General features: G+C 70.1%; 17 protein-coding genes. 14 read left to right on the top strand and 3 right to left on the bottom strand.

What is annotated here, in order from left to right; translation table 11 throughout:
• The first annotated feature begins 78 nt into the window (after nucleotides 1-78).
• Entirely contained in the window at nucleotides 79-2,313 is a 2,235-nt protein-coding gene (locus EV371_RS20290; protein WP_130466075.1) for a transketolase-like TK C-terminal-containing protein, read from the top strand.
• A 210-nt stretch (nucleotides 2,314-2,523) separates the two neighbouring features.
• On the opposite strand, the gene EV371_RS20285 is transcribed toward EV371_RS20290, so the two are convergent.
• Nucleotides 2,524-4,170: an RICIN domain-containing protein gene (locus EV371_RS20285; RefSeq protein ID WP_130463445.1), complete on the bottom strand. Its 1,647-nt coding sequence runs from the start codon at nucleotides 4,168-4,170 to the stop codon at nucleotides 2,524-2,526.
• A gap of 412 nt (nucleotides 4,171-4,582) precedes the next feature.
• On the opposite strand from EV371_RS20285, the gene EV371_RS20280 reads away from it, so the two are divergent.
• The 5 genes from EV371_RS20280 (at nucleotide 4,583) to EV371_RS20260 (ending at nucleotide 11,370) form a co-directional block, all read left to right on the top strand.
• Nucleotides 4,583-5,047, top strand: a complete 465-nt coding sequence (locus EV371_RS20280) for a hypothetical protein (protein WP_130463444.1) — start codon at nucleotides 4,583-4,585, stop codon at nucleotides 5,045-5,047.
• Between the two features lie 310 nt (nucleotides 5,048-5,357).
• Nucleotides 5,358-6,380 carry an SDR family oxidoreductase gene (locus EV371_RS20275; RefSeq protein WP_130463443.1) on the top strand — a complete coding sequence of 341 codons (1,023 nt, stop codon included), beginning with the start codon at nucleotides 5,358-5,360 and terminating at the stop codon, nucleotides 6,378-6,380.
• 115 nt (nucleotides 6,381-6,495) lie between these two features.
• Nucleotides 6,496-8,310, top strand: coding sequence for a thiamine pyrophosphate-dependent enzyme (locus tag EV371_RS20270; protein ID WP_486484716.1), 1,815 nt, complete (start codon nucleotides 6,496-6,498; stop codon nucleotides 8,308-8,310).
• 100 nt (nucleotides 8,311-8,410) lie between these two features.
• On the top strand, nucleotides 8,411-9,499 hold the full coding sequence (locus EV371_RS20265; protein ID WP_130463442.1) for an enolase C-terminal domain-like protein: 1,089 nt from the start codon (nucleotides 8,411-8,413) through the stop codon (nucleotides 9,497-9,499).
• Between the two features lie 488 nt (nucleotides 9,500-9,987).
• Complete coding sequence (locus tag EV371_RS20260) at nucleotides 9,988-11,370, top strand: RICIN domain-containing protein (RefSeq protein ID WP_130463441.1); 1,383 nt, start codon at nucleotides 9,988-9,990, stop codon at nucleotides 11,368-11,370.
• Between the two features lie 134 nt (nucleotides 11,371-11,504).
• Here the strand turns inward: EV371_RS20260 and EV371_RS20255 are convergent, their stop codons facing one another.
• Nucleotides 11,505-12,251, bottom strand: coding sequence for a FadR/GntR family transcriptional regulator (locus EV371_RS20255; protein ID WP_349340716.1), 747 nt, complete (start codon nucleotides 12,249-12,251; stop codon nucleotides 11,505-11,507).
• A gap of 178 nt (nucleotides 12,252-12,429) precedes the next feature.
• Between EV371_RS20255 and EV371_RS20250 the strand changes: the two genes are divergently transcribed.
• The 8 genes from EV371_RS20250 (at nucleotide 12,430) to EV371_RS20215 (ending at nucleotide 20,528) form a co-directional block, all read left to right on the top strand.
• The gene (locus EV371_RS20250; RefSeq protein WP_130463439.1) at nucleotides 12,430-13,695 is read left to right on the top strand and encodes an extracellular solute-binding protein; all 1,266 of its coding nucleotides are present in this window, start codon (nucleotides 12,430-12,432) and stop codon (nucleotides 13,693-13,695) included.
• Between the two features lie 154 nt (nucleotides 13,696-13,849).
• Nucleotides 13,850-14,677 carry a carbohydrate ABC transporter permease gene (locus EV371_RS20245; protein WP_486484715.1) on the top strand — a complete coding sequence of 276 codons (828 nt, stop codon included), beginning with the start codon at nucleotides 13,850-13,852 and terminating at the stop codon, nucleotides 14,675-14,677.
• Complete coding sequence (locus EV371_RS20240) at nucleotides 14,677-15,504, top strand: ABC transporter permease subunit (protein WP_130463438.1); 828 nt, start codon at nucleotides 14,677-14,679, stop codon at nucleotides 15,502-15,504. The genes EV371_RS20245 and EV371_RS20240 overlap by 1 nt, the downstream gene beginning before the upstream one ends.
• Nucleotides 15,505-15,601: 97 nt before the next feature.
• A complete protein-coding gene (locus EV371_RS20235) occupies nucleotides 15,602-16,729 on the top strand; it encodes a mandelate racemase/muconate lactonizing enzyme family protein (protein WP_486484714.1) in 1,128 nt (375 codons plus the stop codon).
• Nucleotides 16,730-16,883: 154 nt separating this feature from the next.
• A complete protein-coding gene (locus EV371_RS20230) occupies nucleotides 16,884-17,912 on the top strand; it encodes an alcohol dehydrogenase catalytic domain-containing protein (protein WP_130463436.1) in 1,029 nt (342 codons plus the stop codon).
• A complete protein-coding gene (locus EV371_RS20225; protein ID WP_130463435.1) occupies nucleotides 17,909-18,670 on the top strand; it encodes an SDR family oxidoreductase in 762 nt (253 codons plus the stop codon). The genes EV371_RS20230 and EV371_RS20225 overlap by 4 nt, the downstream gene beginning before the upstream one ends.
• Nucleotides 18,667-19,545 carry an amidohydrolase family protein gene (locus tag EV371_RS20220; RefSeq protein WP_130463434.1) on the top strand — a complete coding sequence of 293 codons (879 nt, stop codon included), beginning with the start codon at nucleotides 18,667-18,669 and terminating at the stop codon, nucleotides 19,543-19,545. Before EV371_RS20225 ends, EV371_RS20220 begins: the two co-directional genes overlap by 4 nt.
• On the top strand, nucleotides 19,539-20,528 hold the full coding sequence (locus EV371_RS20215) for an aldo/keto reductase (RefSeq protein WP_130463433.1): 990 nt from the start codon (nucleotides 19,539-19,541) through the stop codon (nucleotides 20,526-20,528). The genes EV371_RS20220 and EV371_RS20215 overlap by 7 nt, the downstream gene beginning before the upstream one ends.
• Before the next feature lie 118 nt (nucleotides 20,529-20,646).
• On the opposite strand, the gene EV371_RS20210 is transcribed toward EV371_RS20215, so the two are convergent.
• Nucleotides 20,647-24,192 carry a ThuA domain-containing protein gene (locus tag EV371_RS20210; RefSeq protein WP_130463432.1) on the bottom strand — a complete coding sequence of 1,182 codons (3,546 nt, stop codon included), beginning with the start codon at nucleotides 24,190-24,192 and terminating at the stop codon, nucleotides 20,647-20,649.
• Nucleotides 24,193-24,566: the final 374 nt, after the last annotated feature.

Genomic DNA, 24,566 nt, shown 5'->3' with positions numbered 1-24,566 from the left:
GCCCGTCCGCAGGACACCGGACACCAGCACGCGACGCTGCGCGAGATCGAGCGCCGGGTGCTGTGGCTCTCGACGGCAATGGTCCACCACGCGAACCAGGTGCGTCCGAACCCGTCGGGCCTGAAGGTCGGTGGCCACCAGGCATCCTCGGCATCGATGGTGTCACTGATGTCCGTCCTCTGGTTCCGGCACCTGCGGGCGGAGGACCGGGTCTCGGTCAAGCCGCACGCCTCGCCGGTCCTGCACGCGATCAACTACCTGATCGGCGACCTCGACGTCTCGTACCTGACCCGGCTGCGGGAGTTCGGCGGTCTCCAGAGCTATCCGAGCCGGACGAAGGACCCGGACCGGGTGGACTACTCCACCGGCTCGGTGGGTATCGGCGCGACGGCTCCGGTGTGGGGTGCGCTTTCCCGGCGCTACCTCGACAGCAAGCTGGGTACCACCGGGGGCGGGCGGCAGTACTCGCTGCTCGGCGACGCCGAGCTGGACGAGGGTGCCGTCTGGGAGGCGTTGCTCGATCCGGTCGTCGGCGAACTCGGCGAGGTCGTCTGGGTGGTGGACCTCAACCGCCAGTCGCTGGACCGGGTCGTGCCGAACGTTGCCGCCGGCAAACTGCGGAGCATGTTCGCCGCCGCCGGCTGGCAGGTGATCACCGCGAAGTACGGCACTCTGCTGGAGGAGCTCTTCAGCCGACCCGGCGGAGCCGTGCTGCGCGAACGCATCGACGAGATGCCGAACCCGGAGTTCCAGCGGCTGCTGCGCTGCGACGGCGACCAGTTGCGGCAGCGGCTGCCCGGCTCCGACCCGGCCCGGGCGGCGGCAATCGCCGAGTTGATCGCGCGGTTCGACGACGAGACGCTGCTGGATGCCATCGCCAACCTGGGCGGTCACGATATCCAGATCCTCGACCGGGCCTTCTCGGAGGTCGACGACACCCGCCCGACGGTGATCCTCTGCTACACCGTGAAGGGGTACGGGCTGCCGACCCAGGGCCATCCGCAGAACCACTCCTCCCTGCTCACACCGGAGCAACTGCGTCGGCTGGCCGACCGGCTGGGCGTCGACCCGGACGACCCCTGGCGCTCCTTCGCACCGGAGAGCGACGCCGGACGGTACTGCGCCGAGACCGCGGCCCGGCTGCGTCGGTCGGACCCCGTGCCGGCCGCCGTCCCGGCCCTGCCCACCGACATCGGGCACACCCCGTCGGGCAGCAGCTCCACCCAGGCGGCGCTCGGCCGGGTCCTGCTCGATCTGACCCGGACCGCCCCGGAGGCGGCCCGGCGGCTCGTCACGGTCAGCCCGGACGTCAGCTCCTCGACTAACCTCGGCGGCTGGCTGAACAAGGTCGGTGTCTGGTCCGTCACGGACCAGCCGGACTGGTTCGCGGACGACCGCGAGACGATCCTGCACTGGCGGGAGCGGCCGACCGGGCAGCACATCGAGCTGGGCATCGCCGAGACGAACCTGGTCGGTCTGCTGGGGGAGCTGGGCGCGACCTGGAGCCGGTGGGGACAACCACTGCTACCGATCGGCGTGCTCTACGATCCGTTCGTCGAACGAGCTCTCGAACCCTGGTCGTTCGGTATCTATGCCGGTGGCCAGTCGATCCTGGTCGGTACGCCGTCCGGGATCAGCCTGGCTCCCGAGGGCGGTGCGCACCAGTCGATCAAGACCCCGTCGATCGGCCTCGAACAGCCCGGCTGCGTCAGCTACGAGCCCGCCTTCGCCATCGACACCGAGTGGACACTGCTGGCGAGCCTGGCCCGGCTCGGCAGGCCGGGCGGCTCCTCGGCATACCTGCGCCTGTCGACCCGCCCAATCGACCAGACCCTGGCGGAGGTGCCCGCCGACCCGGCGGTACGCGAGCGCCGACGCCGGCACGTCGTTGCCGGGGCGTACCGGCTGTGCCGGGTGGAACGCCCGGCGGTGACAATCGCGGCCATGGGGGCAGTCGTGCCGGAGGCGCTGTCCGCGGCGCAGCGGCTGACCACGGTCGGCGTGCCCTGTGACGTCGTCTGCGTCACCAGTGCTGACCTGCTGTACCGGGCGTTGCGGGCACGGCAGGGCCACACCGACGCGAGCAGCTGGATCCTGGACCAGGTCTTTCCGCAGAGCCGGGCGACCCCGCTGGTCACCGTCCTGGACGGTCACCCGCACGCCCTCACCTTCCTGTCCAGCATCCACCAGGTGCCGGTGTCGTCGCTCGGGGTTGCCGGGTTCGGGCAGTCGGGCTCGCTGGCCGACCTCTACCGCCAGCACGGAATCGACGCCGATGGCATCGTCTCGGCCGCGCTCGACCTGGTTGCCTGACCGGCCGACCGGGCAACTGGCGGGGATCTCACCGCCTGAGCCGGTGCCCCGGGCGGACCGCGTCAGGGTGCGGGCGGGATCCGGGTCCACGGATCCCGCCCGCACGTTGTCCGTCGCCCAGTTCGCCGTCGGGAGGAGGACGGTGGGCCAGGACCACTTGTCGTGGTTGGGGTATGGACTTGCTCCAGTGGTCCCCGTCAACCGGACAGGTTACGCCCGGGACCACCGTTGGTTGGTCCCGCCGTGGCAGGACCAGACGATCACAGCGGTGCCGTTCGCGGTTCCGGCGTTGTTGACGTCCAGGCAGAGTGACGGGGATCGGACGTTACTGATGGTGCCGTTGCCGTTGAACACCCACTGCTGGTTGTTGCCGCCGTTGCAGTCCCAGATCTGCACCCGGGTGCCGGCGGTGGCGTTGAGCGGGATGTCCAGGCACTTGCCGAGCAACTGGAGGGCCTGGCCGGACTGCGTGAACTGCTGGTTGGCTCCACTGTGGCAGTCCCAGATCAGCGTGCCGGTGCCGTTGGCCGTGTTGCTGTTGTCCAGATCCAGGCACCGGCCGCTGGACTCGCCGCGCAGTCGGAAGGTCGACGGCGGCTCGGTGATGCCACCGCCACTGACCCGGTACACGACCGTGCCGTGCGCCGGCACGCTGGCCGAGATCGGACCGGTGCTGCTGGAGGTGGCGTTCGTCCAGGTGTCACGCAGCGTGAACGAGCTGCCGGTCTTGCCGATCGCCGCCGCGGTCGTGGAGATCGTCGTGGTGGAGCCGCCCTGGTTGAACAGGGCCACCGCGACGTCACCGTTGGACAGGCGCTTGGCCAGCACCCGCCGGGTGCCGTCGAAGGACACCTGGACCGCCTGTAGGGCCAGCGGATCCTGGTTGATCGCGATGAGGTTCTGGTTCTTCAGGATGGCCTGGGTGGCCGAGTTCATGTTCCGCACGTCGTTGCCGGCGATCAGCGGGGACGCCATCATCGCCCACAGCGCGAAGTGACTGTGCATCTCCGTGTCGTTCATGCCGCCCCGGCCGACCTCCATCATGTCCGGGTCGTTGAACGCACCGGGCCCGGCGTAGTGGGCCAGCGGCACGGTGACGTTGACGATGTTCTGGATCCCCATCGGGTAGCCGTTGGTCTGCCCGGTGTCCCAGGCGTTGGTGATGTCCTCGGTGGTGCGCCACATGTTGGCCACGTCGCCCCAGTTGCGCATCGGTCCGGTCTTCTCGTGGATGCTGTTGGAGTTGATGCTGTAGACGATCGGTCGTCCGGTGGCGGCCAGCGCGTCGCGCATCAGGGCGAACCTCGCCACCTGGTCGTTGATCGTCCCGGTGGGAGAGCACCAGTCGTACTTGAGGAAGTCGACGCCCCAGGCGGCGAACTGCCGGGCGTCCTGGGCCTCATGTCCCTGGGCGCCGGTCGCCCCCGGATAGCTGCCGAAGTACTGGGCGCAGGTGCGGTCCAGCGGGGCCTGGTAGATGCCGAAGAGCAGACCCCGGGCGTGCAGGTAGTCCCCCAGCGCCTTCATGCCACTCGGGAACCGGGACGGGTTGGCCTGGAGGTTCCCCTGCGCGTCCCGGGTCGAGTTCATCCAGCAGTCGTCGACCACGACGTACTTGTAGCCGAGGTCCCGCATGCCCGAGCTGACGATGGCGTCGGCCACCTGCCGGATCAAGGTCTCGTTGATGTTGCAGCCGAACGTGTTCCAGCTGTTCCACCCCATCGGCGGGGTCCTGGCCACCCCGTTGTTCAGCGCCAGCGCCGGACGTGGTGAGGCGGCGGGCTCCACGACCGCCACTGCCACCGCCACCAGAGCCGTGGTCAGGGCAGCCAACCATCTCGTCGTACGTGCGTGCATCGAGCCTCCAGAGATCTACGGGAACGGGCGGCGGCAGGTCCTGGACAGGCGCCGGTGACCTCATGACGGAGCATGGGCAGGTGTCAATGTGAGCGCTAACATACTCTGCCGATCCGAGAAGTGCAAGACTGTCGATCCGAGAAACGGCAAAACGTGTGTCGTGGATTGCCGGACGGCGAGGTAAGGCAGGTCGGGACCATAAGTCACCGCTTCACCTAACAGAAAACCGCGGTGATTCTGTTCCTTTGGTCAGCCTCGGCGCCGGCACCGAAACTGTTATCCAGCACGCCCGTATCCAGTCGTCACTCGACGTAGCTCGGTCCCCCACGGACGTGCGAGAAGGCAGCGGTTTGCGAGGTTCCGTACCGGGAAGATCGGGCGTTGGCCAACGCAACGCCAACGGAGAACGCCGATGAGTAGCCAGCATCGAACCGACGACCTCGGGCGCCCTGTCGGCCAGCCCGGCCCGGCCTCGCCGAGCCGGCCGTCGGCGAACTGGTCAGCGCCGCGGGTGGCGGTGCTGACCCGGGCCGGCTGGGGGCTGACCCTGTTGCTGACGCCCCGGCTCGTGCTGCGGGTCCTGCACGGCCGCGTCGATGCCCCCGCCCTGGTGGTCGCTCGCCTCCTCGGGATGCGTCACCTGCTCCAGGCGGGCGTGACCGCCTGGCGCCCGAGCCGTCCGACCTACCTGGCCGGCGCCGCTGTCGACACCGCGCACGCCCTGAGCACACTCGGGCTGGCCTTGGCGGATCGGCAGCGGCGGGTGCCCGCGTTGGTCGACACCATGCTGGCCGCCGCTTGGACGGCCGTCGGCGTCTGGTCGGGGCCGGTGCAGGATCGCTCGGCGAAGCGCCGCGTACCCGCCGTCGGTCGCTGAACAGCCGGGGCACCGTCCCGTTCGGGCCGCTGGCGGGGACGAGGGACCGCACCGGCGGCTAACCGCTGCTGAGCGCTACTGCTGCCTCGAGCAGCAGCGCGTGCACGAACGCCTGAGGATCGAGTCGTTTCCTGGCACGTGCGAGCCAGGACATCACCACCGCCGGCCCGAATCACGGAACGCGCCGGATGCCCGCTCGGGCCCGTCCGACACCCTCGCGCGGTCGCTTCCTGGCGAATCGGGGAGGCGCTCGCTTCCTTCCCGCCGAATTGGGTAGAGAGCGTCTGTCGGACGGGAGCGAGGAGCCAGCATGCGCCACGAGCGGTCACCCGGCGTCGCGGTCGTGACCGGTGCGAGCGCCGGTGTGGGCCGGGCAACGGTGCGGGAACTGGTCCGCCGGGGTACCACCCGGATCGCCCTGCTGGCCCGCGGCAGCACCGGCCTGGCGGCGGCGGCCGACGAGGTACGCGAGGCCGGCGGCACCCCGTTGCCGATCGAGACGGACGTGGCCGACTATGACCAGCTCGCCGCTGCCGCCGAGCGGGCCGCCGCCGAACTCGGGCCGATCGACCTGTGGATCAACGACGCCTTCACCTCGGTGTTCGCACCGTTCACCCAGATCGAGCCGGCCGAGTTCCGCCGGATAACCGAGGTGACATACCTCGGCTTCGTGTACGGGACCAGGGTCGCGCTGGCGCACATGCTGCCCCGGGACCACGGCACGATCGTGCAGGTCGGCTCCGCGCTGGCGTACCGGTCGATCCCGTTGCAGTCGGCGTACTGCGGTGCCAAGCACGCGATCGTCGGCTTCACCGAGTCGGTGCGGTGCGAGCTGCTGCACGACCGCAGCCGGGTGAGGCTCACCGTCGTGCACCTGCCGGCGGTGAACACTCCGCAGTTCGACTGGGTGCTGTCCCGGCTGCCTCGACACGCCCAGCCGGTACCGCCGATCTACCAGCCGGAGGTGGCCGCCCGGGGGATCGTGCGGGCCGCGTACCGGCCGAACCGCCGGGAGTACTGGATCGGCGCGTCGACCGTGGGCACCATCCTCGGCAACCGGGTCCTGCCGGGCCTGCTGGACCGGTATCTGGCCCGTACCGGCTATTCAAGTCAGCAGACCGGCGAGTCGACGACCGGGAGCCAGCCGGCCAACCTCTGGCGACCGGCGGACGGCCCCGACGGCCACGATTTCGGTGCACACGGTTCGTTCGACCGGAAGGCACACGGCCGCAGCTTCCAGGCGTGGGCGTCGCAGCACCGGAGGGAACTGGTTGCGGGCACCCTGGCGCTGGGGGCGGCGGGCGCGGCGCTGGGCCGGATTGTCCGGGGCTGACCCCGCCGACGGCGGCGCGGATACCAGCCGCCCGGCTGGTTTGCGGTCGAGAAGGCCGGGTAGCCCCCGCTCCGTCCGCCCTGGTCCGCCGTGTCCGACGGCAGGCGAACGCCGCGTGGCGGCGGGAGCGGAAGAGGGGGCGAACCCGGACGAGGAGGACGACGTGCAGGAGATCGTGGGCGAGAGCCTGGCCCGACGCCTGGTGGCGTGGGGGGTCGACACCGTGTTCGGGCTGCCCGGCGACGGCATCAACGGTCTGATGGAGGGATTCCGCCGGCAGCGGGAGAGGTTGCGGTTCGTGCTGGTGCACCACGAGGAGGCGGCGGCCTTCATGGCCACCGGCTACGCCAAGGCCACCGGGCGGCTCGGGGTGTGCGCGGCCACCTCCGGGCCGGGGGCGATCCACCTGCTCAACGGGCTCTACGACGCGAAGCTCGATCACGTGCCGGTGCTGGCGATCACCGGCATGCAGGAGACCTCGGTGCTGGGCGCGCACTACCAGCAGGAGGTGCAGACCACCCAGCTGTACCAGGACGTGGCCGCGTACAACCTGATGGTCACCAACCCGCAGCAGATGCCGGCGGTGGTGGACCTGGCGATCCGCGACGCGCTGAGCAAGCGGACCGTGGCGCACCTGACCTTCCCCAACGACGTGCAGGTGGCACCGGCCGCCGAGGACCCCTACCGGCACGTCAGCCCGGGCAAGCCGCCGATGAGCGCAGCCGTGGTGTCGTACCCGCGGCTGGCGGCGGATCCGGATGAGCTGGCGAGGGCGGCCGAGGTGCTCAGGGCCGGCCGCAAGGTGGCCATGCTCGTCGGCGTCGGCGCCCGCGCCGCCCGCGAGGAGGTGCTGGCGGTGGCCGAGGCCCTGGCCAGCCCCATCGTCAAGACGCTGCCGGGCAAGCTGGTGGTGCCGGACGACCACCCGCTGACCACGGGCGGGCTCGGCCTGCTCGGTACCGCTCCCAGCGAGGAGCTGATGGAGGAGTGCGACACGCTGCTGATGGTGGGCACCTCCTTCCCGTACGGTAAGTATCTGCCCGCTCCGGGGCAGGCGAAGGTGGTGCAGATCGACGTCGACCCCAGCCTCATCGGGATGCGGCTGCCGGCCGACGCCCCGGTCTGCGCGGACGCCCGGCTGGCGCTGCGGGACCTGTTGCCGATGCTCGGCCACGGCCCGGACCGCTCGTTCCTGGAGAAGTACCAGCGCAAGATGAGCGACTGGCGGTCGCAGATGGCCAGCCTGGTGAACCCGGAGCGGTCGCCGATCGCACCGCAGTACCTGATCGGCTGCATCGACGAGGCGGCCGCCGACGACGCGATCCTCACCTGTGACTCCGGGACCATCGCCACCTGGTCGGCGCGGCACTGGACGATCCGCGGCGACCGCGAGTTCTACCTCTCGGGCAACCTGGCCACCATGGCTCCCGGCCTGCCGTACGCCGTCGCGATGCAGCACGCCTATCCCGGCCGGCAGGTGATCGCGTACGTCGGTGACGGCGGTTTCGCCATGTTGATGGCCGAGTTCCTCACCGCGGTCCGGCACGAGCTGCCGATCAAGGTGGTGATCAACAACAACAACTCGTACGGGCAGATCCTGTGGGAGCAGATCATCCTCGGCTACCCCGAGTACGCGGTGCGGCACCGCCAGCCGGAGGCGGACTTCTCCACCTGGGCCCGTGGCTGTGGCGCGTTCGGGGTCAAGGTGACCGACCCGAAGGCGCTGCCGGGTGCCATCCGAGAGGCGCTCGAGCACCCCGGCCCGGCGCTTGTCGACTGCGACGTCAACCCGAACGAGCCGCCGATGCCCGGCAAGATCAGATATGAGCAGGCGAAACACTTCACCGAGGCGTTCCTGCGCGGCCAACCGCACAAGGTCGCCACCGTCGCCACCGTTGCCCGCGACAAGATCAACAAGCTTCGCGCATGACCGAGGTGCTGCCCGACCCGGTCACCCGCGGGGCGGCGGCCGGCCTGGTAACGGCCGCCGGACCGGCCTCGGCGACCGCGCTGGTACGCCGGTCGGGGCGATGACCGGGATCGGCCTCACCGCCGAGGCGTACCGGATTCCCACCGACGCCCCCGAGGGCGACGGCACCCTCGGCTGGACCGCCACCACACTGGTACTGGTCCGGGCGCGGGCCGACGGGCACACCGGGATCGGCTGGACCTACGGTCCGGTCGCCACGGTCGGCGTGGTGGCGGACCTGCTCGCCCCGGTCCTCGCCGATCTCGATCCGGACGACGTGCCGGCGGCCTGGACCCGCATGCGGCGCCGGCTGCGCAACGCCGGCCGCCCCGGCGTCGCCGGGCTCGCCCTGTCGGCCGCCGACTGCGCGCTGTGGGACCTGAAGGCCCGCCGGCATGCCCTGCCGCTCGCCCGACTGCTCGGCACCGCCCGCCGGGACGTGCCTGTCTACGGCAGCGGCGGCTTCACCACCTATGACGCCCAGCGCCAGCACCGACAGCTCGCCAGCTGGGTGCACGAACAGGGCATCCCCCGGGTGAAGATCAAGATCGGCGAGGCGGACGGCACCGCGGTGGAGCGTGACCTGGCCCGGATGACGGCCGCCCGCCACACGATCGGCGACGGCACCGAGTTGTTCGTCGACGCCAACGGCGGCTACCAGCGCAAGCAGGCGATCCGGGTCGCCAGCGCCGCCGCGGACCTGGACGTGCGCTGGTACGAGGAACCGGTCAGCTCCGACGACCTGCCCGGCCTCGGTCTGGTGCGGGACCGGGTCACCGCCGACGTGACGGCGGGGGAGTACGGCTACGACCTCGTCTACTTCCAGCGCATGGCTCCGTACGTCGACTGCCTCCAGATCGACGTCACCCGCTGCGGTGGCATCAGTGAGTTCCTCCGGGCCGCCGCGGTGGCCGACGCCGCCGGGATCCAGGTGTCCGGGCACTGTGCCCCGCATCAGCACCTGCCGGTCGCCGCCACCACGCCGAACCTGCGACACCTGGAGTGGTTCCACGACCACGTTCGCATCGAGACGATGCTCTTCGACGGCACCCATCCGGCCACCGGCGGCGCGGTGCCCGTCCAGACCGAGCGGCCGGGCAACGGGCTGGAGTTCCGCGCCGAGCAGGCGCGGCGGTTTCGGGTGGCCTGACCCGGGCGTCAGCGGCCGGGGCGAGGGGCGGGTGTTCCGCTGGCTGGGCCGGTCGCCTGGCCCCGCGGTGATTCCTGAGTCGTGGCTTTAGTTCCGCTCGACAGGCTGGCCATGTAGTCCCTGACCTCTGCCGCCCTGGGCACCCAGGCGGCACCGCCGCGGCTGACCCACCTGCTCGCCCCTCGCCCGGGAAGAAGGCCGAGCTGCGGGGTTCGGCATTGACATGAGTCGTTTGACGTATGACGATGTGAGCGCTAACTTTTCGGTCGCGGTGTCAGGTGGCTGCCGGGAGCCCTGACGATGCACCGCCGCGATTCGCACGGACTCGCCGCATCGTCGGCTCATGGCGGGGCCGGTCGTCCGGGGCGGTGGCCGCGGGTCTGTTGCGGAAGACCTCACATGCCGACGCCCACCACCGGACGCCGGCACCATCCCTGGGCGCACGCGTCCGTGCTGCTCGCGTGCGATCCCGACAGAAGGAGCTGATCATGAAGGCCACCGGTGAGGCTCGTCCCGCCTCTCCACCCAGACATGGCTGGCGGTCAGGACTGGCCGTCGCGGCGGCGGCGGCCGTCGCGGTCGGCACGCTCGTCGCGGTGAACCCCGCGCCCGCGTCGGCGGCGACGGTGGACACGAACGCCTGGTACGTCCTGGTGAATCGGAACAGCGGCAAGGTGCTGGACCTGTACGGCCTGGCCACCAACGACGGTGCGCGGATCACCCAGTGGACGCGAAACGGCGGCGCGAACCAGCAGTGGCAGTTCGTGGATTCGGGAGGTGGCTACTACCGGCTGAAGTCCCGGCACTCCGGCAAGGTCCTCGACGTGTACAACCTGTCGACCGCCGACGGCGGTGCGATCGTGCAGTGGACCGACCTCAATGCGGCGAACCAGCAGTTCCGGCTGGCCGACTCCGACGCAGGGTACGTCCGGCTGATCAGCCGGCACAGCGGCAAGGTCGTCGAGGTGCAGGGCGCGTCCACGGCCGACGGTGGGAACATCGTGCAGTACTCCGACTGGAACGGCACGAACCAGCAGTGGCAGCTCGCTCGGGTCGACGGCGGCGATCCGCCACCGGGTGGTACCGGCTGCGGCAGGGCCCCGACGCTGTCGAGCGGCACGTACACGATCCAGAGCAACGGCAAGAGTCGATCCTTCATCCTGCGGATGCCGGCCAACTACAACAACAGCAACCCCTACCGGTTGATCTTCGCGTTCCACTGGCGCGGCGGCACCATGCAGGACATCTCCTCGGGCGGCACCAGTGGGTCCGCGTGGTCCTACTACGGCCAACAGGAGCAGTCGAACAACACCGCGATCCTGGTCGCGCCGCAGGGGCTGGGCAACGGCTGGGGCAATGCCGGCGGTGAGGACGTGACCTTCGTCGACGACATGGTCCGGCGGATCGAGAGCGACCTCTGCGTCAACCCGAGGCAGCGCTTCGCGCTCGGCTTCAGCTGGGGTGGCGGCATGAGCTACGCCCTCGCCTGCGCTCGGGCGAACGTGTTCCGGGCCGTCGCGGTCATCGCCGGAGCGCAGATCAGCGGCTGTAGCGGCGGTACCCAGCCGATCGCGTACTTCGGGCTGCACGGCATCTCGGACAACGTCCTGAACATCTCGCAGGGGCGGTCGCTGCGGGACACCTTCGTCCGGAACAACGGCTGCACCGCCCAGAACCCACCGGAGCCGGCGGCCGGCAGCCGGACGCACATCACCACCGCCTACTCGGGCTGCCGGTCCGGTTACCCCGTGCAGTGGGCCGCGTTCGACAACGGTCACATGCCCGGTCCGGTGGAGGGGACCTACGCCGAGAGCGGCATCACGACGTGGACAAAGGGTGAGATCTGGCGGTTCTTCGCGCAGTTCTCCTGAGAAGGGGCGCGGTTTCTCCTCAGAAGCCGGCAGATCTCCGCAGAAGGGACGGAAGGCGTGACGGGCGGGCTCGTGGCGCGCAGGGGTGCTGGCACCCGCCGCGCGACCGGGAGCCCGCCGGGTCCGGCGACGGTTCAGCGCTGAAGACGGCTGGGGCTGCCCGTTCCGCTGCGGCGGACGAGCCATGCCTCGGTGATGTGGGTGAACATCGCCTCGGCCGCACCGTCCGGATCGTGCGCGGCGATGCGTTCGTAGATGCGCCGGTGCCCGCGGTTGGACGCCACGCACAGCGAGCGTTGGGTCCGGCCCATGTACCGGGCGGTGTTGACGACCTGACTCTCCAACGCGCGTACCACACCCCGGGCGATACGGTTGCCGGAGGCCTGCATGATCGTGTCGTGGAAGGCGCGGTCGTGCTCGTGATAGGTGGCGTGGTCGTCGACGAGCTCATCCATCCGCTTCACCTGATCGCGTAACCGCTCGATGGTTTCCTGGTCCGCCAGCCGGGCGGCGACGTTCGCCATGTCGGACTCGAGCACCCGGCGGGTGACGACGAGGTCGTCGAGGATGGCGAGACTGTCGTCCTCGGCGATGGTGGCCCCGAGGACGAGTTCGTCGAGCATGTCCCAGGACGACCGCGGGGTGACCATGGTGCCGGCGCCCTGGCGGACCTGTACCAGCCCCTTCTCCTGAAGAATCTTCACCGCCTCCCGGACGACGGTCCGGCTCACGGAGAAGGTCTCGCAGAGCACCGGCTCGGGCGGGAGCGACGTCCCGGACGGGTGCGTCCCGCGGACGATGCGCTCCACCAGCTCGGCGGTGACGGCCCGGGCGAGGTTGGCGGGTCGCCGCGTCCAGGCCGGGGGCACTACAGCATTCAAAACGGTCTCCTGCGATCGCGTCATGTCCCCTCCCGGTGGCTCACCGCGCTGGTAGCCCGGTGTCCGTGGTCAGTGTACGGCCGACCGTTGACGAGTAGACATCATACGAGTTACGTTTCCGCGTGATGACGCCCGACGGTCGGTTCGCCGGCCACCCCTCGTTCAAAGGTTGACAACGATGAAACACCGAGCAATATGGCCGGCCGTCCTCGTTGTGGGACTGGCGCTGGCCGGTTGTGGAAGTGCCACAGGGTCGAACTCGTCGCAGGGCGGGTCGGAGGGCAAGCTGGTGGTGTGGGACTGGAAGTCTGGTGAGCCTTCCGCCGCACCCTACATCGAGAAGGCGAAGGCGGACTTCGCGAAGAAGCATCCGGACGTGACGGTCGAGTTCGTCGCGCAGCCCTTCGACCAGTACTACACGCTGCTCGGTGCGGCGATCCAGTCCGGCAAGGGCCCGGACGTGATCCTGTTCAACGGGGGCGGCCAGATCCGTGACCGAGTGGACGCGCTCGTGCCGCTGGACGAGTACGTGACCGAGGACAAGCAGCGGCTGGCCGGCTGGGACGCCTTCACCAAGGAAGGCAAGATCTACGCCAGCCCGGTGACGCTGCAGGGCCACCCCATCTACTACAACAAGGCGCTCTACGAGAAGGCCGGGCTCGACCCGGCCAGCCCGGCGACGACCTGGAGCAAGTTCCTCGCCGACTGCGCCGCCATCGCCAAGGCCGGCGCCAAGTGCTTCGCCCTCGGCAACAAGGAGGGTGTCGGCATCCAGTTCTGGCTCTCGGGCCTGGGGTCGGGCATCCTCACCGCGCAGGAGTACGACGACTGGATCGCCGGGAAGCGCGACTGGACCTCGCCCAACGTCAAACGGGTCTTCGAGCTCTGGAAGGAGGCCGGCGACGCGGGCCTGAACAACGAGGGCGCGAACTCGACCGCGATGTTCAACGACTCGTTCGCGCTCTTCCAGTCCGGTAAGGCCGCCCACGTCATCGGGCTGATGTCGGACGTGGGGCACTGGAAGGACTTCAGCGAGTTCCTGACGACCGACAAGCTCGGCGTCATGGACGCCCCGGTCGTCACCGCCGGGACCACCCCGAGCCTGCCCTACGACGGCGGGATCGGCTACGGGGTCGCCAAGTGGACGAAGGACCCGAAGGTGGCCGCCGACCTGGTGCGGGCACTGACCTCGACCGACGCGTTGCGGGCCTTCTACGCCGAGGCCGGCGCGATCGCCGCGGACACCACGATCGACGTGTCGCAGGGCGGCCCGGCCGTCGCCACGATCGTCTCCGAGATCAAGGGCGGCAAGCCCGCCCTGCACGTGGCGCTCTCCTCGAAGACCCTGGACCTGATGGGGCGGCTCTCCCAGCAGCTGCTCGGTGGTTCGATCACCGTCGACGAGGTGGTGAAGCAGTTGGCCGCTTCCGACCAGGCGGGCTGAATCCGTGCCGATCGGAAATGTACCGTCGTCGGTCCGTCCGGCCCAGGCCGGACGGACCGACGGGGCGGCGCCCCGGCCGGCCCTTCATCGCGGCGGCGCACGTTCCCGGCGCTCCGCTGGCCTGCGGTCCGAGCGCCTCGCCCCCTTTGTCCTGGTGGCCCCGGCCGTTCTGATCATCGTGGTGATGCGGCTCTATCCGCTGCTGCTCGGGGTGAACTTCTCCTTCACCGGCGACGGTGAGCGCAACGGGGTGGCGGTCGGTCTCGACAACTACCTGGAGCTGTTCCAGGATCCGCTGTTCCGGACCGCGCTGGGCAACGTGGGACTGCTGGTGCTGCTGCTTCCGCTGGCGGTGGCGATTCCCGGACTGCTCGCGACGTTCATCTACCTGCGGGTGCCCGGTCACCGGCTCTACCGCGGCGTCTACTTCTTCCCCGCGGTGCTCTCCCCGGTCATCGTCGGCGCGATCTTCAACCTCCTGCTCGCCTTCGACGGTCCGCTCAACACCGTTCTCCGGGCGGTCGGGGTCGGGCCGGTGGACTGGCTCGGGAACCCGGACGTCGCGATGTTCGTGGTGGTCGGCGTGCACGTCTGGGCGACCTTCGGAATGGCCCTGGTGGTGTTCCTCGCCGGGTTCGCCACCCTGGACGCCGCGCTCATGGACGCGGCCCGGGTGGACGGGGCGTCGCTACCCCAGGTCATCTGGCACGTGATCATCCCGGGTCTGTCCCGCACCATCCAGTTCGTCTTCGTGACCACGATGATCGGCATGCTGACCTCCATGTTCGGCCTGCTCTACGTCATGACCAGCGGCGGTCCGGAGGGGTCGACCTACCTGCCGGAGTACTACATCTGGATCCAGCAGGGACAGATGAACCGGCCGGCCCTCGCGTCGGCCGCGTCGACGGTCCTCTTCGTGATCATGATCATGGTCGGGCTGCTCCAGATCAAGCTGCTCAAGCGGGCGGGAAGGGAGGACTGATGCGTCGTATCCGTCTGGGCCGGTGGCTGGTCGCCATCCCGATGGCGCTGCTCGCGATCGCGACCGTCTATCCCGTGCTGTTCACCGCCAACGTCGCGATGAAGACCCGGCGTGACTACATCCTCGACCGGTTCTCCCTGACCGACGCCCTGCGCTGGGAGAACATCAGCACGGCGTGGACCAGCGTCGGCATGGGCCGGTACTTCGTCAACTCTTTGATCGTGGTGACGTCGTCGGTGGTCCTGCTGCTGCTGCTCGGGTCGATGGCCGGGTTCGCCCTGAGCCAGCTGCGGTTTCGCGGTTCGACGGCGCTGTTCCTGGCCTGTCTCGCGGGACTGTTCGTGCCCTTCCAGGTGATCATGGTGCCGCTCGCCCGGATCATGGCAGACAGCGGCCTCATCGACACCTACCCCGGACTGGTCCTCGTCTACGTGGCCCAGTTCCTGCCCTTCACCGTCTTCCTGATGACCAGCTACTACAAGACCATCCCGCCGGAGATCGTCGACGCGGCCAGGATCGACGGCAACAGCGTGTACGGCGTGTACCGCCGGATCATGCTGCCCCTGGGCACTCCGGCGCTGCTGTCGGTCGGCATCCTCAACGCCCTGTTCTGCTGGAACGACGTCCTCATGGCGCTGGTGATGATGCCCTCGGCCGACCACCGGACCCTGATGGTGGGCGTCACCTCGCTGCGCGGGCAGTACTCCGACGACATCCCCACCTTCGCCTCCGGCGTCCTGATCGCCGCGGTGCCCGTCCTGGTGGTGTACCTGTTCCTCCAGCGCCAGATCGCCGAGGGCGTCGCGGCTGGTTCCACGAAAGGCTGACATGCGGATCACCGGATATCGGACACTCAGTACAATCCAGGAATGGGGGCGGTCCGTCGGCGACGCCAACGGCGTCTTCTCCGACGGAGTGGTCCCGGTGTCGATCGTCATCGTCGAGACCGACGAAGGCATCTCGGGGGTCGGCCTCGGGCCGCACGTGGAGATCGAACGGATCTTCGCGGCCATCGACGGCGAAGATCCCCGTGCGGTGACGACCCTCTACGACCGCATGCTGCGGCACACCTTCAAGGCGGGTCACGCGGGCCCGGTCTTCGGCACCATCGGCGCACTCGACACCGCCCTCTGGGACATCAAGGCGCAGGCGGCCGGCGAGCCACTGTGGCGACTGCTGGGCGGACGTGACCGGCGGGTCCCCGCCTACGCGTCCGGCCTGGACATCGGGCTGACCGACGAGGAACTCCTCGCGACCTACGAGGTCTACGCCCGGTACGGCCTGCGCGCCGCCAAGCTCAAGGGCGGCCTCGACATCGAGCGCGACCGGCACCGCCTCCGCCTGGTCGGGGAGTTGCTGACCGAGGCCGGGCACGGACGGCGGCCGGGTCTGATGCTCGACGTCAACGAGGCGTGGACCCGCAAGCAGGCCGTCCGGCACGTCTACGAACTCGAACGCACCCTCGACCTGATCTGGATCGAGGAACCCGTCCGGCGCTGGGACGCCGAGGGTCTCGCCGCCGTCAGCCGGGGGGTGCGCGCGTCGGTCGCCACCGGGGAGAACCTCACCGGGCTTGAGCAGTACCGTCCCCTGATCGCCGCCGGGGCGGTCGACATCGTGCAGATGGCCGCCGTCTGGGGAGTCACCCACTTCCTGCGGGCGTCCGCCCTGGCGCACGCGCACGACCTGCCGGTGAGCCCGATCGGCAACAGCCCGGTCGGGCTGCTGCACGCCGCCACCTCGGTGCCGAACCACCTGACCAGCGAGTTGCAGGACCTGGTTCCACCGGTCGGGGTCTCCATCGACCTGCACGTCGAGGACGGTGCCTTCGTGCTCGGTGACTCGCCCGGCCTGGGCGTCCGGGTCGACGAGGACCAGATCAGGGCGATCACCCGGCGTCCGGAGGCGCAGCCGTCCGAGGGTCCGCACGTCCGGCCGGAGCGGGCCGGGCGGCGACTGCTGGCCGGGCTCGACGGCATCGCCCCCGCACGGCGGCTTCCCGGAGCGCCGCTGCACTCCCACAACGACGTCTCGCCCACCGCACGGCACTGACCCCAGCCCGCGTCTGCTACCGAAAGGATCCTCGCGTGCCTCCCTCGCCGTACCGTCCAGACGGACCACCGCGGCCGCCGCGCTGCCGGCTGCCCGGGCCACGACCATGTCCGGTCGGGACGACCGACGTACCGACGGCCGAGACGGAGGATCGATGAAGGCAGTGGTCTACCGGGGGGCACGGGACCTCGGAATCGAGGAACGTGACCCGGAGCCGCCGGGTCGAGGCCAGTTGCGGATCGCGGTGGCCTACACCGGGATCTGCGGCACCGACCTGCACATCTACCACGGGGACATGGACGCCCGGGTCGGCCCCTCGGCGATCATCGGACACGAGATGTCCGGGCGGATCGCGGCCGTCGGCGCGGAGACCACCGGCTGGTCGGTCGGCCAGCCCGTCACCGTGATTCCGACCCGGTCGTGCGGGCGGTGCGCCGCCTGCCGGAACGGAAACTCCCACATCTGCCACGCCATGGACTTCCTCGGCATCGACTCGCCGGGCGCCATGCAGTCCGCCTGGAACGTCCCTGCGGACCTGGTCCTGCCGCTCCCCGAGGAACTGCCGCTCGACCACGCGGCGCTCGTCGAACCGGTCGCGGTCGCGGTACACGACGTCCGTCGGGGGAACGTCACCGCCGACGACCAGGTGGTGGTGGTCGGCGGCGGGCCGGTCGGGGTCCTGATCGCCGTGGTTGCGAAGGGCCGCGGCGCGCGGGTCCTGCTCGTGGAGCCGGACCCGTTCCGGCGCGCCGCCGCGACCGGGATGGGTATCGAGGCCGTCGACCCGAACGCGACCGACGTCCTGGCACTGGTGGACGACCGCACCGACGGCGCGGGCGCCGACATCGCCTTCGAGGTCTCCGGCTCCGCGGCCGGCGTCGCCACCGCGGTGGACGTGCTGACCACCCGGGGCCGGCTGGTGATGGTGGCGATCCATCCCCGGCCCCGGGAGGTCAACCTGCACCGGTTCTTCTGGCGCGAGCTGGAGCTGCTCGGCGCCCGGCTCTACCAGCGGGACGACATGGCGGAGGCGATCCGCCTGGTCGCCTCCGGCGCGATCCCGGCGGAACGGCTCATCTCCCGGGTCGAGCCCGTCGAGGCGGTGACCGCCGCGTTCACGGCGCTGGAGAGCGGCGGTGGCGTGCTGAAGGTGCTGCTCGACTGGCGGGAGGACGACCGGTGACCGGATTGTTCGACCTGTCCGGGCGGACCGCCGTGGTGACCGGCGCCCGGCGCGGCATCGGCCTGGCCATGGCCGAGGCCCTGGCCGTGGCCGGCGCCGACGTCGTCGGTGTCTCCGCCCAACTGGAACCGGAGGGGAGCGAGGTGGAACGCCGGGTACGGGCGGCCGGCCGTCGATTCACGGCGCTGCGGGCCGATCTTGCCGACCGGGCGGCCGTGCACCGGTTGGCTCGGGACCTGACCGCGCTCGGATCGATCGACATCCTGGTGAACAACGGCGGCACGATCGCCCGTACCCCGGCCGCCGATCACCCGGACGAGATGTGGGACCACGTCATCGAGGTGAACCTGAGCAGCCAGTTCGTGCTGAGCCGGGAAATCGGCCGGACGATGGTCGAACGCGGTCGAGGAAAGATCATCTTCACCGCGTCGCTGCTGAGCTTCCAGGGCGGCATCACCGTCCCCGGCTACGCCGCGTCGAAGTCGGGCGTGGCCGGGCTGACCAAGGCACTGGCGAACGAGTGGGCGGCCCGGGGGGTTAACGTCAACGCCATCGCGCCCGGTTACATCGCCACCGACAACACCCGGGCACTGCGGGACGACCCCGATCGTGACCGAGCGATTCTCGCCCGGATCCCGGCGGGCCGCTGGGGCCAGGCGGAGGATCTCGGTGGCGCCACGGTGTTCCTGGCGTCGGCGGCGTCGGACTACGTCAACGGGATCGTGCTGCCCGTCGACGGCGGATGGCTGGGCCGATGACCGCGGAGCAGGCGCCGGGACGCCCCGGCATCGTCGACGCGCACCACCATCTCTGGGTCCGGGCACGGCATCCGCAGCCCTGGATCGACCCGGTGTCCATGGCGGCCATCGACGCCGACTTCGAAACCGTCGACCTCGCCCCGCTGGCCGAGAGCGCCGGCGTCACCGGGACCGTTGTGGTGCAGTCCATCGCCTCGGAGGCGGAGACGGTGGAGCTGCTGAGCATCGCGGTCGACGACACCCTCGTCCGTGGGGTCGTCGGCTGGGTGGAGCTGACGGCCGACGACGTCGCCGACCGCATCGACCGGCTGCGGGCGGTACGGGGCGGAGACCGGCTCGTCGGGATCCGCCACCTCGTCCAGGACGAGACCGATCCGGCGTACCTGGACCGTCCGGACGTCCGCCGCGGGATCGCGGCGGTGGGCGCCGCCGGCCTGGTCTTCGATCTGCTGGTCCGCCGACACCAGCTACCCATGGCCGCCCGATTGGCATCCGACCTGCCCGAGGTGCGGTTCGTCCTCGATCACCTCGGCAAGCCCGCGCTGGGCGGTGCGGAGCCGACCGACTGGTCCCGGGACCTGCGGGCACTGGCGGCCTCGCCGAACACGACGGCGAAGCTCTCCGGCCTGGCCACCGAGGTACGACGGTCACACTGGACACCGGAGGACCTCCGACCCGCCGTCGACACCGCACTCGACGCGTTCGGGCCGGATCGGCTGATGTTCGGCTCGGACTGGCCGGTGTGCCTGCTCGCCACCTCGTACCGGGGGTGGATCGAGGCCCTGTCCGAGTCGCTGGGTGACCTCGGCGCGGCCGAGCGCGCGCTGATCTGGGCGCAGACGGCACGGCGGGTCTACCGGTTGGGGGCATGGTGAGGACCCTCGCGCTGCCGCGCCGCCCGGCGGTACGGCTGACCGAGTTGGCTCTCGGCGCATCCCAGGCCGGCAACCTGTACCGGGCGATCACGAACGAGGAGTTCGCCTCCGCGGTCGACACGGCGTGGGACGCGGGCGTCCGGTACTACGACACCGCGCCGCACTACGGACTCGGGCTGTCCGAGCGACGGCTCGGCGCCGCACTGCGGCACCGGCCGCGCGACGAGTACGTGGTGTCGACGAAGGTGGGCCGCCTGCTCGTACCGACGCCGGAGGACGCGTACCGGCGTGACCCGGAGGGGTTCGACGTCCCCGCCAGCCACCGACGGGTGTGGGACTTCAGCCGTGACGGTGTCCGCCGCTCGATCGAGGCGAGTCTCGAGCGCACCGGTCTGGACCGGTTCGACGTCGTCTACCTCCACGACCCCGACGACCACTGGGAGCAGGCCGCGACCGAGGCGATACCGGCCCTGGTCGAGCTGCGGGACCAGGGCGTCGTACGCGCCATCGGGGCCGGCATGAACCAGTCGGCGATGTTGGCTCGGTTCGTCCGGGAGACCGACGTCGACGTGGTGATGTGCGCGGGACGGTACACCCTGCTGGAGCAGGGTGCGGCCGATGACCTGCTGCCCGTCGCCGCGAACCGACGGGTGGGCGTGGTGATCGCCGGCGTGTACAACTCGGGGCTGCTGTCCCGCGACCGGCCACCGGACGAGGCGCGCTACGACTACCGGCAGGCCCCGCCGGAGCTGGTCGAGCGAGCGCGGCGGATCGCCGCGCTCTGCGGGACGTACGGCGTCACACTGCCGCAGGCGGCGCTCGCCTTCGTCCGCCGGCACCCGGCCGTGGTCTCGACGGTGGTCGGCGTGCGCGACGGATCGCAGGTGACCGACGCCGTGCGGCGGTCGGAGGCCGCCGTGCCGGACGAGGTCTGGGACGCGCTGGTGGCGGCCGGCCTGCTCGCCGCGCCGCCGTCCGGGTAGGCAGACCGGGCCCGACCGGCCCGCCCTGGTCGACGCCGACCCCCGGTCGGAACCGGCTCCGTTCTGCTGAATGCCGGTTCCGACCGGGACGCCACTGACTAGCGCGACAGCGGTCGGGTCACGCCAGGGTGAACCGCCACTGCTGGTTGGTGCTGCCATGGCAGTTCCACTGCAACAACCGGGCCCCGTCGTCGGTGGCGGCGCCGTTGACGTCCACACAGAGCCCGCTGGACACGCTCTTCACCGTGTACACCCCGGAGGTCCCGGTCGGGGTGACCGTGAACTTCTGCTGGTTGCCGTTGTTGCAGGTGGCCTGCTGGAGGAAGGCTCCCGCAGCGGTGGAGCCGCCGGTCACCTCGGCGCACTTGCCGCTGTGCACCGCCTTCAGGTAGACCGCGCCGGCCCCGGCGTCCACGGCCTGCCACTTCTGGTTGTTGCCGCCGGTGGCCGTCCACTGGTGGATCTGGGCACCGTCGGCGGTGGAGACGCCGCTGACGTCCATCATTTTGCCGCTGTGCTGCGCGGTGAGCGTCCAGGTCCGGCCCGCTACGCCGTCGGTGTTGGGCAGGCCGACCCCGCTGCCGCCGAAGGTGTGCGAGTCGAGGTCGAACCAGTTGTTCGCGGTGCCCTTGAACACCATGTAGAGCGGGTGGGTTCCGCCGAGTGCGGCCACGTTCACCGGCGGCGTGGACTGGTAGTTGTCCCAGCCGCCGGTGCTGGGCACCGAGGTGGTGGCCAGCAGTGTGCCGGTCGGCGAGTCGGCGCGCAGTTCGATCGAGCCGCCGCCGGATGGCGACGACAGGCGGTAGCTGACGTTCGTGATGCCCGACAGGCTCATCGGGGTGAACGCGATCCAGTCGTTGTTGGAGATGTCCCCGATGCGTTTGCCGCTCTCCGCGCCGGCCTGGTCGATGATCCGGGTGCCGGACTGGCTGCTGTGGTACTCGGCCTGCTTGTGCTTGGGCTGGAGGATCGCCTGCCCGTAGCCGGTGAGCGGGGCCGCGCCGCCGGCGCCACCGTCGTCGGTGTAGTGGGCGTTGAGTACGTAGTACAGGTTGGCGCCGTCGGGGTGTCCACCGAGCAGGTCGGTGGAGATGGTGCCCGAGCAGCCCGGGTAGTCCGTGGTCTCGTGGTGGTGGTCGTCGTGCCCGAGGGCGGGTTTGACGAACACCTTGGCGCAGTCGATCGGGGCGCCTCCGGGATCGGAGACGTTGACCGTGTAGGACACCTTGTCGCCGAAGGTGAGCATGCCGCCGTTGGACGGGGTGCTGATGGTGACCACCGGGGCGGTGTTGCCGACGGTGATCTGGACGTTGGCGAAGCCGGTCTTGCCGCTGCTGTCGGTGACCTTCAACTGCGCCGTGTAGTTGCCGTTGCTGGTGTAGACGTGTGACGGACTGGTCGCCGTCGAGGTGGTGCCGTCGCCGAAGGTCCACTGGTAGCTGAGGGTGTCACCGGGATCCGGGTCGGTCGTACCGGCGCTGCTGAACTGGACGGTCAGCGGCGCGTTGCCGCTGGTGGGCGTACCGGTGGCTTTGGCGATCGGTGACCGTCCGCCCTGGATGTAGTCGATCCGGTAGAGCCCGGAGTCGTTGTTGCCGCCGCCGAAGTTGGTGCCCCACTCGAGCAGGTAGAGCGAGCCGTCCCGGCCGAACTCCAGGTCCATCGGCTTGTTGAAGTTGCCGGCGGGCAGGAACGGGTTGGTGCGGGTGACCGCCGTGGCCGAGTCGAAGTGGACCTCCTTGAGGTAGTTGCGCGACCACTCGTAGAAGAAGTGCACCCCGTCGTAGTAGGGCGGGAACTTCGTCGGGGACGGGTTTGCCGGGTCGTACCGGTAGACCGGCCCACCCATCGGCGCGGATCCGCCGGAGCCGAGCTCCGGGAAGGTCGGCGAGGTGCCGTAGCCGTACCAGATCTGGGGCGCGACGACCGGCCGCAGGTTGGTCAGGCCGGTGTTGTTGGGCGAGTTGTTCACCGGCGCGGCGCAGTTGAACTTCGCGCCGACCGCACCGGTGTCCGGGTTGTACGGGGCGTAGGGCTGGTTGTCGCCGTGGCAGAACGGCCACCCGTAGTTGCCGGGAGACTTGATCACGTTGAGTTCGACGAGCCCTTCCGGGCCGCGGTTGGTGGTCGGCGGGTTCCGGTCGGGCCCGTAGTCGGCCAGGTATACCCAGCCGTTGGCCGGGTCGATCGAGAACCGGAACGGGTTGCGGAAGCCCATCGCGTAGATCTCCGGCCGGGTCTGCGCCGTCCCCTGCGGATAGAGGTTGCCCGTCGGAATGGTGTAGCCGCCGCTGGCCGAGGGCCGGATGCGTAGCAGCTTTCCCCGCAGGTCGTTGGTGTTGCCGGCGGTGCGGGCCGCGTCGAGGTTGGCCTTGCCGGGCCGCCAGTCGAGCGGGGCGTAGCCCTGCCAGTTGGGGTCGAGGTTCGGCGGCGTGTCGTCGCCGGTGCCGATGTAGAGGTTCCCGTCCGGGCCGAACTCGATGTACCCGCCGGTGTGCCCTGGCTCCGGGAACGTACGGTCGCGGTAGGCGGGGATGTCGATGATCCGGACCTCGCTGGAGAGGTTCAGCGTGTCGCCGGTGAGCGTGTAACGGGAGACCCGGTTGACGTCGGTCGTACTGCTCGCCGGCGAGTGGTAGAGGTACACGTGACCGTTGCTGGCGAAGTTCGGGTCGAGCGCCATCCCGGTGAGGCCATCCTCGCCGCCGGTGTAGACGCTGAGCGTGCCGGCGGTGACGGTGGTGTTGGTGGACGGCTTGAAAATCTTCAGTTGCCCGCCCCGCTGGACGTAGAGCACCCGGCCGTCGGGTGCCACCGCGAGTGCCATCGGGTCGATGGTGTTGTCGTCGAGGGCGCGCTTCTCGAAGTTGCCCCAGACGGTGCCGCCGCAGTCGCCGGGCTCGTTGCCGGCGGCCCACTTGACGCCGCCGAGAACGTGGTTGCGGAAGTTGGTCTCACTGTAGGACTCGGCGGCGTGCCCCATCGCGGTGGCCCAGATCCGGCCGCCGCTGACGTTGCGGCACCACGAGATCGGATGGTCCGGACCCATCGCCCGGGAGCCCGGGTTGTAGGTGCGTTCGTCGGCGGTCACCAGGACGTGGACATCGCCGCGCGGGTTCTTGTCGAAGTTGTACCACTCCTCGCTGCGGTTCCAACGCTCCGGGAGGGCGGCCGTCGAGGGATGCTTCCGGTCGGCGACGATGGCGGTGCCGGGCAGCACGCCGGGGGAGTGCTCCGGCATGTGGGCACCGGCGTTCACGGTCTGGTCCCACCAGGGGTACTCGCCCTCGATCCCCATGTCCGTGGCGTTGTGCACGGCGACGATGCCCTTGCCGCCGGCGAGGAACCCCTCCACCGCCTGGCGCTGGGCGGCCGAGGTCCACACCATGCCCGAGGTCTGGAACATGATGAGGACGTCGAAGGTCGCGAGGTTGGCCGGGGTGAAGACGTTCGCGTCCTCGCTGTGCACCAGTTCGAAGTTGTTCGCGGCCGCCTGTTGCTGGAACATCGATATCCCGGCGGGGATCGAGTCGTGCCGGTAGCCGGTGGTCTTGGTGAAGAGCAGGGCGCGGAAGGCGGGAGCCGCCGAGGCCGGAGGGATGAGCGCGAGCGACAGTAACAGGCCGGCGAGCACTCCGATGATCAATGTTTTGCGACGCATGCCGTCTCCTAGTTCGGGCGGGCAACGAGATTGCGGTCACGGGCCCGGCGGCGTGCCAGGTTGTGCCTGGGCACGCGTGGGGGCACGGGTGTGCTGGTCGCGTCGTGCCGTCCGCCGCAACGGCAGTCAGCCCCACAGGACGTCACACACCGTGACGTACGGGTGCGTCCCCCGTCCCGTGGTCTGCAAGGTGTCGGGATGAGCTCTGCATCAAGGACCATCGATCCCAGCGTGGGTGTCTCGCGTCGCTCCGAGGTGGGGGCGGCCATGTCTGGCCCCTCGGCCCGGCGTCGCTGCCGATCGAGTGGCGGGCCCGGCGGTCGCCTCAGGTCGAGGATTGCGGAGCCGCATCCAAACATCTATCTTCATACGTG

The organism is Plantactinospora sp. CNZ321 (assembly GCF_004217235.1).
Note: the sequence above shows the minus strand (reverse complement) of the source record. Positions and strands in the feature narration are given on the sequence as shown.

Coding starts and splice junctions, on each gene's coding strand:
- EV371_RS20240 (WP_130463438.1), top strand. CDS start 14,677: ATGCGTCGTATCCGTCTGGGCCGGTGGCTGGTCGCCATCCCGATGGCG.
- EV371_RS20230 (WP_130463436.1), top strand. CDS start 16,884: ATGAAGGCAGTGGTCTACCGGGGGGCACGGGACCTCGGAATCGAGGAA.
- EV371_RS20265 (WP_130463442.1), top strand. CDS start 8,411: ATGACCGGGATCGGCCTCACCGCCGAGGCGTACCGGATTCCCACCGAC.
- EV371_RS20210 (WP_130463432.1), bottom strand. CDS start 24,192: ATGCGTCGCAAAACATTGATCATCGGAGTGCTCGCCGGCCTGTTACTG.
- EV371_RS20250 (WP_130463439.1), top strand. CDS start 12,430: ATGAAACACCGAGCAATATGGCCGGCCGTCCTCGTTGTGGGACTGGCG.
- EV371_RS20275 (WP_130463443.1), top strand. CDS start 5,358: ATGCGCCACGAGCGGTCACCCGGCGTCGCGGTCGTGACCGGTGCGAGC.
- EV371_RS20220 (WP_130463434.1), top strand. CDS start 18,667: ATGACCGCGGAGCAGGCGCCGGGACGCCCCGGCATCGTCGACGCGCAC.
- EV371_RS20215 (WP_130463433.1), top strand. CDS start 19,539: ATGGTGAGGACCCTCGCGCTGCCGCGCCGCCCGGCGGTACGGCTGACC.
- EV371_RS20290 (WP_130466075.1), top strand. CDS start 79: ATGGTCCACCACGCGAACCAGGTGCGTCCGAACCCGTCGGGCCTGAAG.
- EV371_RS20260 (WP_130463441.1), top strand. CDS start 9,988: ATGAAGGCCACCGGTGAGGCTCGTCCCGCCTCTCCACCCAGACATGGC.
- EV371_RS20280 (WP_130463444.1), top strand. CDS start 4,583: ATGAGTAGCCAGCATCGAACCGACGACCTCGGGCGCCCTGTCGGCCAG.
- EV371_RS20285 (WP_130463445.1), bottom strand. CDS start 4,170: ATGCACGCACGTACGACGAGATGGTTGGCTGCCCTGACCACGGCTCTG.